Origin of the sequence: Gordonia amicalis (genome assembly GCF_022059885.1) — a bacterium.
In the GTDB taxonomy this organism is placed as follows: domain Bacteria; phylum Actinomycetota; class Actinomycetes; order Mycobacteriales; family Mycobacteriaceae; genus Gordonia; species Gordonia amicalis.
On record NZ_CP091855.1, the window covers coordinates 4,852,565 to 4,867,989 of the forward strand.

At 67.2% G+C, this 15,425-nt stretch carries 14 protein-coding genes and 2 pseudogenes; 6 read left to right on the forward strand and 10 right to left on the reverse strand.

Going from position 1 to position 15,425, the window contains the following annotated elements; all coding sequences use genetic code 11:
* Positions 1-71 precede the first annotated feature (71 nt).
* Positions 72-467: pseudogene (locus tag IHQ52_RS22245) on the forward strand (Pr6Pr family membrane protein); the annotation flags it as partial.
* 10 nt (positions 468-477) lie between these two features.
* On the opposite strand, the gene IHQ52_RS22250 reads toward IHQ52_RS22245, so the two are convergent.
* The 5 genes from IHQ52_RS22250 to IHQ52_RS22270 form a co-directional block, all read right to left on the reverse strand.
* Positions 478-1,152, reverse strand: coding sequence for a TetR family transcriptional regulator (locus tag IHQ52_RS22250; protein ID WP_006434731.1), 675 nt, complete (start codon positions 1,150-1,152; stop codon positions 478-480).
* A gap of 3 nt (positions 1,153-1,155) precedes the next feature.
* Positions 1,156-2,328 (reverse strand): acyl-CoA dehydrogenase family protein, encoded by a 1,173-nt coding sequence (locus IHQ52_RS22255; RefSeq protein ID WP_006434732.1) that lies wholly within the window; start codon positions 2,326-2,328, stop codon positions 1,156-1,158.
* A 46-nt stretch (positions 2,329-2,374) separates the two neighbouring features.
* Positions 2,375-3,538: an acyl-CoA dehydrogenase family protein gene (locus tag IHQ52_RS22260; RefSeq protein WP_006434733.1), complete on the reverse strand. Its 1,164-nt coding sequence runs from the start codon at positions 3,536-3,538 to the stop codon at positions 2,375-2,377.
* A gap of 61 nt (positions 3,539-3,599) precedes the next feature.
* Positions 3,600-4,403, reverse strand: a complete 804-nt coding sequence (locus tag IHQ52_RS22265) for a TIGR03084 family metal-binding protein (protein WP_006434734.1) — start codon at positions 4,401-4,403, stop codon at positions 3,600-3,602.
* Positions 4,404-4,623: 220 nt separating this feature from the next.
* Complete coding sequence (locus tag IHQ52_RS22270; protein WP_006434735.1) at positions 4,624-5,565, reverse strand: PaaI family thioesterase; 942 nt, start codon at positions 5,563-5,565, stop codon at positions 4,624-4,626.
* 103 nt (positions 5,566-5,668) lie between these two features.
* On the opposite strand from IHQ52_RS22270, the gene IHQ52_RS22275 reads away from it, so the two are divergent.
* The 5 genes and pseudogenes from IHQ52_RS22275 (at position 5,669) to IHQ52_RS22295 (ending at position 10,979) form a co-directional block, all read left to right on the forward strand.
* A complete protein-coding gene (locus IHQ52_RS22275; RefSeq protein ID WP_006434736.1) occupies positions 5,669-6,130 on the forward strand; it encodes a hypothetical protein in 462 nt (153 codons plus the stop codon).
* Between the two features lie 112 nt (positions 6,131-6,242).
* Positions 6,243-7,832 carry a fatty-acid--CoA ligase FadD1 gene (gene fadD1 / locus IHQ52_RS22280; protein WP_006434737.1) on the forward strand — a complete coding sequence of 530 codons (1,590 nt, stop codon included), beginning with the start codon at positions 6,243-6,245 and terminating at the stop codon, positions 7,830-7,832.
* A gap of 4 nt (positions 7,833-7,836) precedes the next feature.
* A complete protein-coding gene (locus IHQ52_RS22285) occupies positions 7,837-8,922 on the forward strand; it encodes a TIGR03857 family LLM class F420-dependent oxidoreductase (RefSeq protein WP_006434738.1) in 1,086 nt (361 codons plus the stop codon).
* 13 nt (positions 8,923-8,935) lie between these two features.
* Positions 8,936-9,991 (forward strand): phosphotransferase, encoded by a 1,056-nt coding sequence (locus tag IHQ52_RS22290; RefSeq protein ID WP_006434739.1) that lies wholly within the window; start codon positions 8,936-8,938, stop codon positions 9,989-9,991.
* Positions 9,988-10,979, forward strand: a pseudogene (locus tag IHQ52_RS22295) (NAD-dependent epimerase/dehydratase family protein). The gene IHQ52_RS22290 and the pseudogene IHQ52_RS22295 overlap by 4 nt, the downstream one beginning before the upstream one ends.
* Positions 10,980-11,064: 85 nt before the next feature.
* On the opposite strand, the gene IHQ52_RS22300 reads toward IHQ52_RS22295, so the two are convergent.
* Genes IHQ52_RS22300 through IHQ52_RS22320 form a run of 5 tightly spaced genes read right to left on the reverse strand, consistent with a single transcriptional unit; the run spans position 11,065 to position 15,351 of the window.
* Positions 11,065-11,958, reverse strand: a complete 894-nt coding sequence (locus IHQ52_RS22300) for an SDR family NAD(P)-dependent oxidoreductase (RefSeq protein ID WP_006434741.1) — start codon at positions 11,956-11,958, stop codon at positions 11,065-11,067.
* Positions 11,955-13,223: a hypothetical protein gene (locus IHQ52_RS22305; RefSeq protein ID WP_006434742.1), complete on the reverse strand. Its 1,269-nt coding sequence runs from the start codon at positions 13,221-13,223 to the stop codon at positions 11,955-11,957. The genes IHQ52_RS22300 and IHQ52_RS22305 overlap by 4 nt, the downstream gene beginning before the upstream one ends.
* Positions 13,224-13,229: 6 nt before the next feature.
* Positions 13,230-13,775, reverse strand: a complete 546-nt coding sequence (locus tag IHQ52_RS22310) for a Cif family virulence factor (protein WP_040004510.1) — start codon at positions 13,773-13,775, stop codon at positions 13,230-13,232.
* A gap of 11 nt (positions 13,776-13,786) precedes the next feature.
* Positions 13,787-13,984: a ferredoxin gene (locus IHQ52_RS22315; protein ID WP_006434744.1), complete on the reverse strand. Its 198-nt coding sequence runs from the start codon at positions 13,982-13,984 to the stop codon at positions 13,787-13,789.
* Entirely contained in the window at positions 13,984-15,351 is a 1,368-nt protein-coding gene (locus IHQ52_RS22320; protein WP_006434745.1) for a cytochrome P450, read from the reverse strand. Before IHQ52_RS22320 ends, IHQ52_RS22315 begins: the two co-directional genes overlap by 1 nt.
* Positions 15,352-15,425 lie beyond the last annotated feature (74 nt).

Genomic DNA, 15,425 nt, shown 5'->3' on the forward strand with positions numbered 1-15,425 from the left:
GCGCGCCGCACCACCGGTGTCCGGGATGGACCGGGCAACTGTCCGAGCATCATCGGATCCCGGTTACCGACGGAGCGGTGACCACCTGCATGGTGATCACCGGAATCGTGTACGCACTGCTGCTCAGCGGGGTCGATGTGGACGTCACCTACGGCTGGGTCAACGACGTGCTGCACCGCATCATCCCCCTGGTGATGCTGGTGGACTGGATCGTGGTGCGCGCCAAGCGGCTTCCCGAACGCAGTTGGCTCACCTGGTTGGCCGTTCCGCTGGTGTAGGGCGTGTACACCCTGATCCGCGGACCCCTCGTCGACTAATATCCGTATCCGTTCATCGATCCCCGTGGGCAGGGCTATGTCTCGATGACCATCTCGCTGGTGGTCGTGTTCGTCGGGATGGCGCTCATGTCCTTCGGCGTCTACTGGGCCGGGACCCGAGGCAGGTCACGCGAGGAGGTCGCCGCCTGAGGGCGGTGAACTAGAGACCGGATTCGACGCCCAGCGCCACGGCGATCTGCTCGCACCAGGTGTCGACCACCTGGGCGCGTCGTGCCGAATCGTCCGACAGGGTATCGGCGAGACCGAGTCCGCGAGCGAAGTCGAGTGTCGCCTGGACAAGGCGGCGTCCCTTCTGGTCATCCGGCGAGACACCCATCGCCGCCATCGTCCGCTGATGGGCGGCCCGGGCGAACTTCGCCTCGAGGGGCAGGATCAGTTTGCGCAGCGCAGGGTCGGACGCTGCCGCGGCCCACACCTGCAGTGCCGCCTTGAATTCCGTGCCCGTGTACACCGCCACCGCGCGCTGGACCGCGGCGCTCACCCGCGCAGGGGTGATCGCCTCGTCGGAGCCGGGTGCCTCGATCTCGCTGCCCGCCGCCGCGGTCAGGTCGTCGAAGACCTGCTCGAGCGCAGCGGTGATGAGCGCTTCCCGCGTCGGGAAGTGATGTTGCGCAGCACCTCGCGACACTCCGGCACGTTCGGCGACGGCGGCAACCGTGGCGGCCGCCCATCCGTCCGCCGCGAGCACGTCGACCGTGGACCGCAGCAGTCGATGACGGGTCAGCCGTGAGCGTTCCTGCTGCGGGCCACGCGAATTCGGGCCGGCATTCGACGACCCTGGGTTCGGGGACACTGCCGTGGACACCGGCGCCACACCTCAGTAGGACTTGGGAAGGCCGAGGCTGGCCTGCGCGACGAAGTTGAGGATCATCTCCCGGCTGACCGGCGCGACGCGGGCGATGCGGACGAGGCTCAGCATCGGCGCGATACCGTACTCGGACGTCAGTCCGTTGCCGCCCATCGAGTGCACGGCCTGATCGACGATCTTCACCGCAGCCTCGGCCGCGGCGTACTTCGCCATGTTCGCCGGCTCGGCCGCGCCCCAGTCGTCGCCCGCGTCGTACATCGTCGCGGCCTTCTGCATCATGAGCTTGGCCATCTCGAGCTCGATCTTGCCCTGCGCCAACGGATGCGCGATGGCCTGGTGCGCGCCGATCGGCGTCTTCCACACCGTTCGTTCCTTGACGTACGACACGGCCTTGTCGAGTGCGAACCGTCCCATCCCGACCGCCGACGCCGCAGCCATGATCCGTTCCGGGTTCAATCCGGCGAACAGCTGGCTGAGAGCGGCGTCCTCGTCGCCGACCAGCGCGTCGGCCGGCAGTCGGACGTCGTCGAGGAACAGCTGGAACTGCTTCTCCGGGTTCTGCAGTTCCATGTCGATCATGGTGTAGGAGAAGTTCTCCGCATCGGTCGGCACGATGAACAGCGCCGGCTTGAGCTTGCCGGTCTTGGCGTCCTCGGTACGCGCGACGATCAGGACCGCCTGGGCCTGGTCGACACCCGAGATGTAGACCTTCTGGCCGGACAGCAGCCAGTCCGCGCCGTCACGGCGAGCGGTGGTGGTGATGTTGTGCGAGTTCGACCCGGCGTCGGGTTCGGTGATACCGAACGCCATCGTGATCGACCCGTCTGCCAGTCCGGGCAACCACCGCTGCTTCTGCTCGTCGGTGCCGAAGCGCGCGATCACATTGCCGCAGATGGCCGGTGAGACCACCAGCATCAGCAGCCCGGTGCCGGACGCAGCGATCTCCTCCATGACGATCGCCAGCTCGTACATGCCGGCTCCGCCGCCGCCGTACTCCTCGGGGAGGTTGACCCCGATGAAGCCGAGCTTGCCCGCTTCCTGCCAGAGTTCGTCGGTCTTGCGTCCCTCACGGGCGCACTGCCGGAAGTACTCCTGGCCGTATTTGGCCGCCAGACCGGCCACCGCGGAACGCAGTTGGGCGCGCTCCGGGGTTTCCACGAAGGGGTTGTCCAGGGTTGTCATCGCGTCGTTCCCTCTCGGTCGTGTCGGTTCGGATGTTCGCAGCGGTTCAGGCGTGGAAGCCGAGCCGCTTGGCGGCCAGACCGTTGAGGATCTCGGTGGTGCCGCCGCCGATACCGATGATGCGCATGTCGCGGTACTGCCGCTCGACCTCGGTGCCGGTCATGTATCCCAGTCCGCCGTGGAGCTGAACGGCCTTGTTGGCCACCCATTCTCCCGCTTCGACGGCGGTGTTCTTGGCGAAACACACCTCGGCGATGAGGTCGTCGTGTGAGGTCACCTTGCGTTCCACCACGGCGCGTGTGTAGGTGCGGGCGATGTCGATACGACGCGCCATCTCGGTGAGGCTGTCCTGCACCGACTGCCGCGCGATGATCGGTTTGCCGAAGGTCTCGCGGTCGCGCGCCCACTGCACGGTGAGATCGAGACAGCGCTGCGCGCTGGCGTAGGCCTGCACCGCGAGTCCGGACCGCTCGGTGACGAAAGCCATGGCGATCTGGGCGAATCCGGAGTTCTCCGGGCCGACGAGGTTCTTGACCGGCACACGTGCGTCGACGAACGACAGCTCTGCGGTGTCCGAGCAGCGCCAGCCCATCTTGTCGAGCTTCCGGGTGACGGTGAATCCGGGTGTGTCCTTGTCGATGACGAGCAGCGATACGCCGCCCGCGCCCGGCCCGCCGGTGCGCACCGCCGCGACGACGAAGTCCGCCCGGACAGCCGAGGTGATGTAGGTCTTGGAGCCGTTGACGACGTAGTGGTCGCCGTCCCGCTCGGCCTTCGTGGTCAGGTGGCCGACGTCGCTGCCTCCGCCGGGCTCGGTGATCGCGAGGCTGCCGATCTTCTCGCCGGCCAGGGTCGGGCGCACCCAACGGTCGATCTGTTCCGGATCGCCGGCGGCGATCAGGTGCGGCAGGGCGATGCCGTGAGTGAACAGCGAGGCGAAGATGCCGCCGGCCGCACCCGCGTAGTGCAGTTCCTCGGCGAGGATCGTTGTGTCGATGTGATCGCCACCGGAACCGCCGACCTCCTCGGGGATCCCGAGGCCGAACAATCCGAGCTTCGCGGCCTCGAGGTGGAGCGAACGCGGGATCTCGCCGTCACGCTCCCAGTCGTCCTGGAAGGGCAGGATGTGCTTATCGACGAATCTGCGGACCGTCGAACGCAGTTCGAGACGTTCCGGCGTGTCCCAGACGTCGGGGCTGACAATGGGCACCCAAGGCTCCTTTGTGTGATGTGACTGTGATGTGTTGGGGTCGGGTCGTCGGTGCGGTGGTTCAGGCCCCGCGCGGCTCGCGCCCCTCTCCCGGCGGGCCGGCGAAACACTGAGCGATGCCGGACCATTCGAGCGCGTCGTGACCGACGATCTCCAGGTCGAGGTCGGCGAGGGCGCGACGCTGGGTCACCAGCTGACAAAAGTCGAGCGCCGAACCGCGGATGACGTCGGACGCGTCATCGGGCCCCCACGTCCACAGCTCCCCCGACGGCGACGTCAGCGCATAGTGGAACGGTTCGGCCGGCGGGGTCGTGCCGTTGACGATGTAGGCGAAATCGCGTGTGCGCACCCCGATGTGCGCGACGTGGCGGATGCGGTCGCTGGGCAGCACGGTCACCCCGAGGGCATCGGCGACGTCGAGGCCGTGGGCCCACGTCTCCATCAATCGCGCGGTGGCCATGGAGGCGGCCGACATCGGCGGGCCGAACCACGGGATCTTCACACCCGGTGGCACGTTCCGGAGCGCATCCGCGAGCTTGCCGCGGGCGAGACGCCAGCCGGCGAGGATCTCCTCGGCCGGGGCACCCGCCCCGGCCTCGGCGGCGTCGTCGACGTAGGTCTCCGGATTCTTCTGCAGGGCTTCGGTGACGAGATCTGTGAAGCGATCGGGATCGGTTGCCGCGATGGCCGCGACCTCATCGGTCCACGCCAGATGCGCGATCTGGTGGGCGATCGTCCACCCCGGTGCGGGTGTGAGCGTCGCCCATCCCGCGTCGTCGAGGTCGGCGACCAGCGCATCGAGCTGCTCCGACTCGGCCTCGAGATCTGCCACCACACCGTGGACGGCCGCTGCCCGATCAGTCATGCGGTCAGCCTCACACAGGATCCCAGAAGAATCAAGCACGCTTGATTGTTTTTCGGCCGGAAACGCTGAAAACCGCCCCTGGAAACGGCCCTCCGGACCGCGTCGGGCGACGATATGTCGCCGACTCCGCTGCACAGGGCAGTTTTCCGGGGCAGATCTCAGGGGCGGTTTTCAGGGGCAGATCTCAGGGGCGGTTTTCGGGCAGTGGTGCGACGGACTCTCAGTGATAGTGGACGTCGAGCGTCGCGCGACTGAGCAGCACGTCGTCGTAGGACGTCATGGTGGCCTCGAAGGACGAGATACGACGCCCGGTCTTGATCGGCGTCACCTCCACGGTGACCTCGCCGCCGTCCACTGCGGGCGAGCGGTAGAAGCCGATGGCCATGTCGCCGATCGAGTAATCCTGCCCCGGCCCGGCGTGCAGGTGGCCGGCGAACGAGCCCGCCTGGCCGACGATCGTGGCGATGACGCCGCCGTGCATGGTGCCGAACATGTTGCCCATCCAGGGATCGGTGGCGCTGCGGAAGCGGATGCCGGCGTCCCGGTCGGTGGCACCGTCGAGCACCTCGACCGTGCCGTTGAGCATCTCGACGAGCGGCCCCGGGTCACGCTGCTTGGTGGCGATCTCCTCGACCACCGCCCGTCCCGGCAGACCCGAGGGAATCGTCGGCGGGAGCGTCACCCCGTGGTCGTCGTTGCAGCGGGGCATCGGCATCCCGATCTCCGCGGACGGCGTCTGCCCCGTCGGGGCGCGTCCGACGCGGACGTTGCGTGCGGAACCGACACAGCAGAGTTGCCCTGCGCCGGAACGGATCTCGACGCTCGTCGACCCCCAGCCGTCGTCGTGCATCACGACCTCGGCACGCGCCGCCAGCATGTCCCCGATCCGTGCGCGACCGTGCGTCGAGAGCGACAGCCGAGCCTGCAGCGTGGCGGCCGCCGGATCGTTGTGGACGCGATGGAACGGGATTCCGCCGCAGTGATCGAAGAGAACAGCGAGGGCGGGCACCTCGATGAGGCCGCGATGGTCGGCGAACTGCGAGCACAGGAGCTGGGCGGCACGCACACCGTTGGGCTCGACGGCCAGGTCGCCGAGGTGGAATGCGGACAGTGGGTCATGCGGCCCCGGATTCGGTGACTCGGCGTGGTGCAGATCGCTCATGCATCTTCTGTATCAGCAGAATGCGGCCGACCCCACCTTGAGGAGTCCAACATCACTCCCGTACGCTGTGGGTTCGAAGTGTCCAAAGTGACGGGAGATACACATGGGACGCAAGACTGTTGCTGGATTCGGAGCCGCCGCGGCATTCGCTGCACTGACCCTCGGCACTGCCACCGCGCAGGCGGCTCCCGGCGAGCAGCCACTGAGCGTCGAGCAGATCCCGAACGCCGGCATCACCGTGGGCTCCAACGGTGTAACCGGAGGTTTCGTCGCCTCGATCCTCGCATCCGCAACCGAACCCGGGATCACCCATGTCTCACTGAACACCACCCCGACCGAGTCCTGCTCGACGAACCTGAAGGACGCGCGCATCGGCATCTCCTGGACGAACCGGTCGACCGGGAACTCCGGTAGCGAGGTCTTCGCCACATGCACCGACGGACGCCCGTCGGACGGGGTCTCGATCGCGACCGGCGCCGGGCCTGTCGAATTCACCACGACGATCATCGGCAAGAACGACCAGACGTTCACCGTCGTACCCGGTAGCGGTTCCTTCACCCGCTAGAGCACACCCTCACAAGCCTGTCGGGGACGCTTCGGCGTCCCCGACAGGCTTGCAGTAGACAATATTTCAGATCTGTACACAGACCGGGTGAACACGTTCTAGATTTGGCCGCATGGCCGAGACAGTCACCCAGCTCCTTCAGGAACGCGCCGACGACGACAACCTGGCAATCACCTACGAGGGCAGCCGGTGGACGTGGCGCGAGTACATCCGCGACGCGGAGAAGACCGCGGCCGCAATGCTGTCCGTGGCCGACGCGTCTCGCCCGATGCACATCGGCACTCTGCTCGGGAACACCCCGGACATGCTCATCGCCCTGGCCGCCGGGGCTCTCGGCGGCTACGTCACCGCCGGCATCAACAACACCCGACGGGGCGAGGGCCTGGCCGCCGACATCCTGCGCGCCGACTGCCAGATCCTGATCACCGACGCCGAGCACCGCCCTCTCCTCGAGGGCCTGGACCTGCCCGGCGTCACCGTCCTGGACACCTCGACCCCCCGATGGGCCGACCTGGTCGCCGGAGCCGGCGAGCTGACCCCGCATTCGGTGCCGGGTGCCATGGACACGTTCATGCTGATCTTCACCTCGGGCACCAGCGGTAACCCGAAACCGGTTCAGTTCGCGCACATGATGATTCCGTTCGCCGGCCCCGTACTCGTCGACAAGTACGACATCGGCCCGGGCGACGTCTGCTACCTCTCGATGCCGCTCTTCCACAGCGCGGCACTGATGGGTGGCTACTGCGTCGCCCTGTGCGGTGGCGCGGCGATCGCCCCGGCCAAGTTCTCGGCGTCGACCTTCCTCGACGACATCCGCCGCTACCGGGCGACGTACATGAACTACGTCGGCAAGCCGCTCGCCTATATCCTCGCCACCGAGGAGAAGCCCGACGATGCCGACAACCCGCTGCGCGTCGCCTTCGGCAACGAGGCCACCGACCGCGACATCGACGAATTCTCGCGTCGGTTCGGTTGCACGGTCTGGGACGGATTCGGCTCCACCGAACTCGCGATCATCATCACCCGCGAACCCGGCACCCCGCACGGCTCGATCGGCCGGGGTTTCCCCAACGTCGCGGTCTACGACCCCTCGACGATCACCGAGTGTCCCCCGGCCCGATTCGACGACACCGGAGCACTTCTCAACTCCGACGAGGCGATCGGCGAGCTGGTCAACGTCGAGGGCGGCGGGATGTTCATGGGCTACTACAACGACTCCGACGCCACCAACGAGCGACTGCGTCACGGGATGTACTGGTCCGGCGACCTCGCCTATAAGGATTCCGACGGGTGGATCTATCTCGCCGGACGTACCGGCGACTGGATGCGCGTCGACGGCGAGAACCTCGCCGCCGGACCGATCGAACGCATCCTGCTCCGGATACCGGAGATCAACCGCGTCGCGGTGTACGCGGTCCCCGACGAACAGGTCGGTGACGCCGTGATGGCGGCCGTCGTACTGCAGGACGGCGCCTCGCTGAGCCCGGAGTCCTTCGCCGAACAGCTTGCCGCACAGGCAGACCTGTCACCGAAGGCCTGGCCGCGCTACGTCCGGGTCGCGGAGGACCTGCCGACGACCGCCACCAACAAGATCCTCAAGCGCACCCTGAAGCAGGAGGGTGCGACCGCCGGAGACGGCATCCTGTGGGTCCGGGAGCCGCGATCACGCACGTACGGGGAGGCCGTCGGGGCGAGTGCCTGAGACGATGGAGAATCAGCTCACCGAGCTCGGCTACTACGCACTCTCCCGGCACCCCGTCACCCCGAGCGAGCTCGCCGCCGAAGCACGCTTCGCCGACGAGATCGGACTCGGCACCGCTTTCGTCTCGGAACGGTTCAACATCAAGGACGCCGCCGCACTGTGCGGGGCTCTCGCCGGTGCGACCGAGAATCTCGGAATCGCCACGGCGGCAACCAACCACAACACCCGGCATCCCATCGTCACCGCGACCATGGGGGCGACGCTCAGCGAACTCTCGGCGGGGCGGTTCGCTCTGGGTCTCGGGCGCGGGATCACCCCGCAGTGGCAGATACTCGGGCTCCCCCTCGTCACCGGCGCCGGCCTGCGTGACATCACCGGGCTCCTCCGCCGGCTGTGGACGGGCGAGATGGTGATCGGTCACGACGGACCGGCCGGCTCCTACCCCTTGCTGAATCTCGGTGTGACACTCGACCCTCCCCCACCGATCCTGATGGTCACCATGAGTCCCAGGACTCTCGAGCTGGCCGGTGAGATCGCCGACGGCGTCGTCCTGCACACATATTTCAGCGACGACGCGACCCGCCGGGCAGTTGCCCATGTCCGAGGCGCAGCGGAGCGGGCCGGGCGCGATCCCGCCTCGATCCGGATCTGGTCGGTCGTGGCGACGGTGGGCGACCACCTGGATGAGACCGACCGTCTGCGCAGGCTGTACGGACGGCTCGCCACCTATCTCCAGGGGTATCCGGATCAACTCATGGCGGCCAACGCCTGGGACCCGACAGACCTGGAACGAGTCCGGGCCACTGCGGCTTTCAGCGGTGCGCGCGGTCCCATCGACGCCACCGCCACCGCCGGTGAACTCGCCGACCTGGCCGCCGTGATCCCGAACGCGTGGGTCGCCCACTCGGCGACCGGATCGCCGTCGGACTGCGCGAAGACCGTCGCCGCGCAGTTCGACCTGGGCGTCGACTCGGTGATCCTGCACGGTGCGACACCGACCGAACTCGCGCCGGTGGCCTCGGCGTACCGCGACATACGCCCCGACCGCGCGGTCGGACTGCCGGCCAACCCGGGAAGGATGCCCTCGTGACGGAGACACCCGCATGACAGAAACCATCGAGATACCCACGAGCGTCGAGCAACTCACGCCCGCCTGGCTGACGGACTTCCTCGGCGAGAACGGCCACGACGAATCGATCACCGCCGTCGCCGCCTCGGCCGTGGGAACCGGGCAGATGGCCGGGTCGTACCGCCTCACCCTCGACTACTCCGGACCGGCCGAACTCCCGGCCACGATGATCGCCAAGTTGGCGACCGGCGAACCGGAACAGCGGGCGTTCGGTTCCGGAGTGTTCCGCAACGAGGTCCGGTTCTATCGTGATCTGGCCTCGGCTTTCACCGTGCCGATGCCGAGGTGTTACGCCGCGACGATCTCGGACCCCGGCACCGAGTTCGTCCTCCTGCTCGAGGACATGGGCGCGGCGGTGCAGGGTGACCAGATCATCGGATGTACGGCGGCACAGGCGGAGTCGGTCGCGGTAGCGGCGGCCGGGTTGCATGCTCCGCGGTGGAACGACCCCGCACTGCTCGCGGAGATGCCACTGCCCGGTGAAGCCGAACGCGAGATGATGGAGTCGTTGCTCGCGCCGATGGCCGACGTCTATCGCGAGCGCTTCTCCCCGGACGGACAGAGTTCGGCCGCCGTCGACTGGCTGGTGCGTGAGGCCGGCGACTGGCTCGTCGCCCCGCTGCGCAACACGGCTCTGATCCACGGCGACCTGCGCGTGGACAACGTGCTGTTCGGGCCGTCCGGTGAGGTGACGGTGATCGACTGGCAGACGATCACGACCGGTAACCCGCTGCGCGACATCGCTTTTCTGCTCAGTACAAGCCTGACCACCGAGGATCGTCGCAAGCACGAGCGCGGCATCGTGGCATCGTATCATCGCGCGGTCGTCACCGCCGGGGTGACCGGGTACACCCTCGACGAGTGCTGGGACGACTACGTCGGCAACCTCATCCAGGCCCCGCTGATCATCGTCTTCGGCTCGGCCGCCGCCCAACCCACCGAGCGTGGCACCGCCATGTTCGACGCCATGCTGTCCCGGAGTGCGGCGGCGATCGATGACCTCGCACCCGGAGGGCTGGCCGGACGATGAAGCTCGTCATCGGCGCAACGGTTTCCTGGGTTCCCGGCTGGTCCGCCGGCTCGTCGAGAACGGCGACGACGTCCGCGTCCTCACCCGCCCGACGAGCGACCTCCGCACGTTGTCCGGACTCGACGTCCACCATGTCACCGGCGATCTGTTCGACCAGGATTCCGTGCGCGCCGCGATGGCCGGCTGCGACGTGGTGTTCCACTGCGCGGTCGACACCCGGGCCTGGTTACGGGATCCGGCTCCGCTGTACCGCACCAACGTCGACGGATTGCGGGCCGTGCTCGACGTCGCCGCCCGTCAGCCGTTGCGCAAGTTCGTGTTCACCAGCAGTGTCGCCACCATCGGTCGGGTGAAGGGTCGTCGGGCCACCGAGGGCGACGCGTTCAACTGGTCTCGGCACGCACCCGAGTACGTGCGGAGTCGAGTCGCGGCGGAGAACCTGTTGCTCGACTACTCGCGCGACGGGGCCGTGCCGGGAGTCGCCATGTGCGTCGCCAACACCTATGGCGCGGGCGACTGGCAGCCGACGCCGCATGGATCGTTCGTCGCCGGAGCAGCCCTCGGCAAGATGCCGTTCACAGTCCGCGGATGCCGAGCCGAGTCGGTCGGTATCGACGACGCCGCTCGCGCGCTTGCCCTGGCGGCCGATCGGGGTGAGGTGGGCGAACGCTACATCGTGTCCGAACGGTCCATCGACATGGGTGAGATCGTGGCGATCGCCGCACGCGCCGCGGGCCGGGAGCCGCCGCGCCTCGTGCTCCGTCGTGCGGCGTTGTATGGGGTCGGCGCCGTGGGCTCGGCTCGGGCAGCGATCACGCGCAGGCCGGTCCGGCTGACCGTTCCGTCGGTGCGGCTCATGCATTTCATGTCGGAGATGGACCACTCCAAGGCCGAACGCGACCTGAACTGGCGCCCGCGCCCGGTCACCGAAGCCATCGAGGAGGGGGCGCGGTTCTGGGTGGATCGCCGAGCCGCCCGCCACTCCTGACGCAAACCCACCCTTTTTCGGCATTTCCACCACCCGCGCGGGTGGTGGAAATGCCGATAAAGGGTGGGTTTGTGGGGTGTCCGAGTTAGCCGAGTAGCTCGGCGAGCTCGACGAGGCTGTACGGAGAGGTGTCCCTGTGGTCGCGGTAGGCGACGAAGCTCGCCTGCTGTGACTCGAACCGGCCGATGAAACCGCCTGCGGCGCTGAAGATGTTGCCGGTGATGTGCTCGGCCGCGTCGCTGGCGAGGAAGACGTACAGCGACGCCACGTACTCGGGCGGCGCCGGGTCCAGGGCCGCGTCGCGGGTGAGGTCGTCGAGAATCCCGCGCCGATGCAGCCCCTCGATGTGCGCGACGTAGTCATCGCCGGTCGACAATCGTGACTTGGCTCCGGGCATCACCACGTTCACCCGAACGTGGTGATCGGCAAGATCCGCGGCCGCGGCGAGTGCGAGCGCATTGACGCCACCCTTCGCCGCGGGATAGCCGCTGCCACCGAACATCCCGAGCGACGCCGCCGAGCCGGTGAGCACGATCGACCCGGACGCCTGCTCGACGAAGACCCGCCCGGCGGCCTGGACCAGATGGAACGCGCTCATCAGATGGGCGTCCACCTGGGCACGGAATTCGTCCGGGGCGATGGTCAGCACCGTCGAACCCGGGGGTTCGGCGATACCGGCGCAGTTGATGGCGATGTCCAGTGCGCCGAACTCGGCGAGCGCGGCGTCGACCATCTGCTGGGCGACACCGTCGTCACCGGCCGAACCGCAGACGCCGACAGCCTGACCGCCGCCGCCGCGGATCTCCGCGACCGTCTCCTCCAGCGCATCACCGTCACGACCGTTGGCGACGACCGAAACCCCCTGTCCCGCGAGTGCATATGCAACCGCGAGACCGATGCCCCGGGTGGCGCCGGCGATCACGGCGACCCGGCCACCCAGTCCGGCGGCACCGGGAGACCAGCCGCTGTCCGGACTCACGTCGAGCTACCGACCGGCGTGATCGGGATCGAGCGGCCGCGGTCGACGAATTCGAAACTCGCGCCACCGCTGAACCGAGCGATCGCCACCTCGCCGCTCTCCTTCTGTGCGGTGTCCGACGTGACGATCCGGATCTCGAGCGCGTCGTCGGTCTCGACGGCACCCTCGACACTCAGGTAGGGATTCACCGCGGTCGCCGCCGCCTGCAGCGGTTCCAGATGATCCGGGCTGATGATCGACATCCACCCGCCGTCGGCCGTCGCATCGGACTCACGCGGAATCCGTACGACGACGGCGTCGCCGTCGACGGTCGCGGTCAGGCCGGTGTACTGCACCGGACCGAAGCACGGATGCAGGGCCAGGACCTGGGCGAGACCTGCGGCGCCGGTGGGGAGATCGAGCGCCGCGCGAATGCGGTCCGCCGCGAGTCCGGCGATCCCGATCAGCTGTTTGCGGAGGATCTCGACCACCTGATCCTCGCTCTCGGCACACCGCCGCAAACCGACCAGGAAGCCGAGGGACAACAGCTGATGCTGCAGCGCAACCTCTTCGGCGATCCGCCCCAATGCCGACGCCGACCACTCGGCGAACTGGAGATCCTCGACGAGCGGGCCTCGATAGTCGACCCAGCCGTCGGTTGCCGAGCTGTCGATCGCGGACAGCTGGATCTGGCCGGCGCGAGTGCCGAACATCTCCTCGGCGTCCGGAGGGAGCGGCAGTTCCTCGCGGTCGGGTTCGATGGTGACCGTCCACTCGCAGTGCGGAGTCCGGTCGACGGGACGACGAGGTGGACGATGCACCGGCCGGATTCGCGCCCGCCGGTTGGTGGCGATGGCCGTCGCGTCGAAGGTCGGGTCCTCGATGTCGTGGCACATCGTGGTGACGTAGTCGTCGCCGAGCGGTTCGACGTCGAGCAGCGCACCGCAGTGATCGAGCACGAACGACCCGTGATACTTGTCGTCGACCCGAAACCGGAAATCCATGAACTGCGGCGGCGCGCCGATGTCGAGCTGGAGGCATTTGAACATGTCCTCGACGCCGTCACCGTCGATGCCGAGCGCGGTCCGGATCCGGTGTGTGTAGACCGGACTCGCGGCCTTCCACTCCTCGATGGCGATCCGGCCCATCACGTCTCGTCCGAATGCGCCGATGAGATGGGCCATTCCGCTGCGGTCGATCATCTGACCGCACAGCAGGAGTTCGGGTACCAGGACGGCGAGCTGTTCCTGACTCAGACCTTGGTAGGTCGGGGCTGTGGGAGTCATCTCAGTTCACCAGAACGCGACCGGCGTCGTACCGAAGTCATACCAGCCCGGCAGATTCCCCGGCGCCGCCTTCTCCACCCGCTTGAGCATGCCCTCGCTCATCGCGTTGTTCTGCATCATCTCGATGAAGAGTGCAGAGACGTTGCCGTAGTCGAAGAAGTCACGTTGCCACGAGAACTGGAAGTTGCCGCCGTACTTGAACCAGCTGCCCTGGATACCTTCGAGCGCATAGTGGGTGCCGTCGTCGCGGGTGCCCTCGTAGATCTGCTTCCAGAGCCCGATCATGTCGCCGGTCTTCTCGTCGATGACCCAAGCCTGGTATGGGTACTCCCACCCTTCGAGGCCCTCCATCTCCTGGCCGAGCGCGAGTTCGCGGATCTCCTCGCGACCCACGGCCATGAAGTCCTTCTTCGGGCCGTAGTTCCAGCCGTAAGTGGCGTCCTCGGTGTAGAACTCGGCGAGCGGCTTCCAGTCTCCCGCCTTCTCCGCCTCGATGTTGGCGGCGAGCCACCGTTCCTTCATCTCTTCCAGTTCGGCACGGTCAAAAGACATGTGTTCCACCTTCACTCGTCATCTTCGGTGAGACGCAACGCTTGCGTCGGGCAGTACTGCACGGCCGCCTCGACCTCGGCGCGCCGGGATTCGTCGGGAGTCGCGTCGAGGATCTCGACGTGGTCGGTCTTCGTCGCGAAGACCTCGGGGGCTTCGAGCTCGCACATGCCGTGGCCCTGGCACAGATCCAGATCGACCTCGATGCGCATCAGCGGTCCTGACGCTTACGGTAGGCAACGCGGCACGGCTGCTGGAGCTGAACGACCATCTTCGAGTGGTCGTTCCGGTAGCTCTCGGACGGCTGCAGCATCTCGAACTCGTAGTTCTGGAACAGTACCGAGAAGATCGCCTTTAGCTGCATGATCGCGAATTGCGCACCGACGCAACGATGCCGGCCCGCCCCGAACGGAATCCAGGTCCAGCGGTTGACCAGATCCTCCTGCCGCGGCTTGTCGTACCGGTCGGGATCGAAGGTGTCCGCGTCCGGGAAGTCCTCCGGCAGGTGGTTGGAGATCGCCGGCGACACCGCGATCGACTGGCCGGCGGAGATCTCGTAGTCCTCGACGTGGAAATCCTTCTGCACCACACGCATCAGGATGATCAGCGGCGGGTGCAGGCGCAACGCCTCTTTGAGGGCGTTCTCAAGCCGAGGCATCTGCCGGGGGTGGGCGAAGGTGTACTCGGGACGTTCACCGGTCGGGGTGTCGCCGTAGATCTCGTCGAGCTCGTCGTAGACGCGCGACATGTAGTCCGGGTTGCGCAACAGCTCGATCAGCGTCCACGCGGCGGTGCCCGACGTCGTGTGATGGCCGGCGAACATCATCGAGATGAACATGCCGGTGATCGTGTTGGCGTCGAAGCCGACCTGGACGAGCACGTCCATCAGGTCGCGATCGTCTTTGTCCTCAGTCGGATTCGCGACGCGCTCGTCCATCACGCCCTGGATGAACTCGACGAGTTCGGCACGCGCCTCGTCGCGTTTGCGGAAGCTCTCGATGTCGGCCTTGTAGTCGACGTACGCGATCGGGTCGGTGCCCTTCTCCAGGTCATGGAAGAGGTGGGCGATGTGCCCGCTGAGCCGCTCCCGGAACTTGCGTCCGATCAGGCACGACGACGAGGTGTAGAGCGTGAGTTCGGAGAAGAAGTCGAGCAGGTCGATCTCGCCCTCGTCGCCCCACTCGGCGATGATGCGCTCCACCTCGTTCGGGATCGTCACCGCGTGTTGTTTCATGTGGGCGCCCTTGAGCGCTGAGTTGTGGATCGCCTTGGACCGCTCCTCGGGGCTCGCGTCGAACACGACGCCCTCGCCGAACACCGGGGTCATGAACGGGTAGGCGGCAGCCTGATCGAGGTCTTCCTCGGGCGCGCGGAAGAACTCCTCGTTGGCCGCGGCCCCGGACACCAGCACCACCTCGCGGTCGGCGAGCTGGAACATGCCGACGTCGCCGCATTCCTCGCGGACGCGCCAGAACAGCGAGATCGGGTCGCTCGCGAGTTCGTCGAGATGGCCGTGTTCGCTCTCGCCGCCCGAGACTCGATGCGGCTTCTTCAGACCTGATGCGGTGGTGGCGGTCATCGATGGGTCCCCTTGTCCTTCGTCGACTGTGGGGTCTTCTGGTGTCGTGGCCCGGTCCCGGGAGACCGCACCCT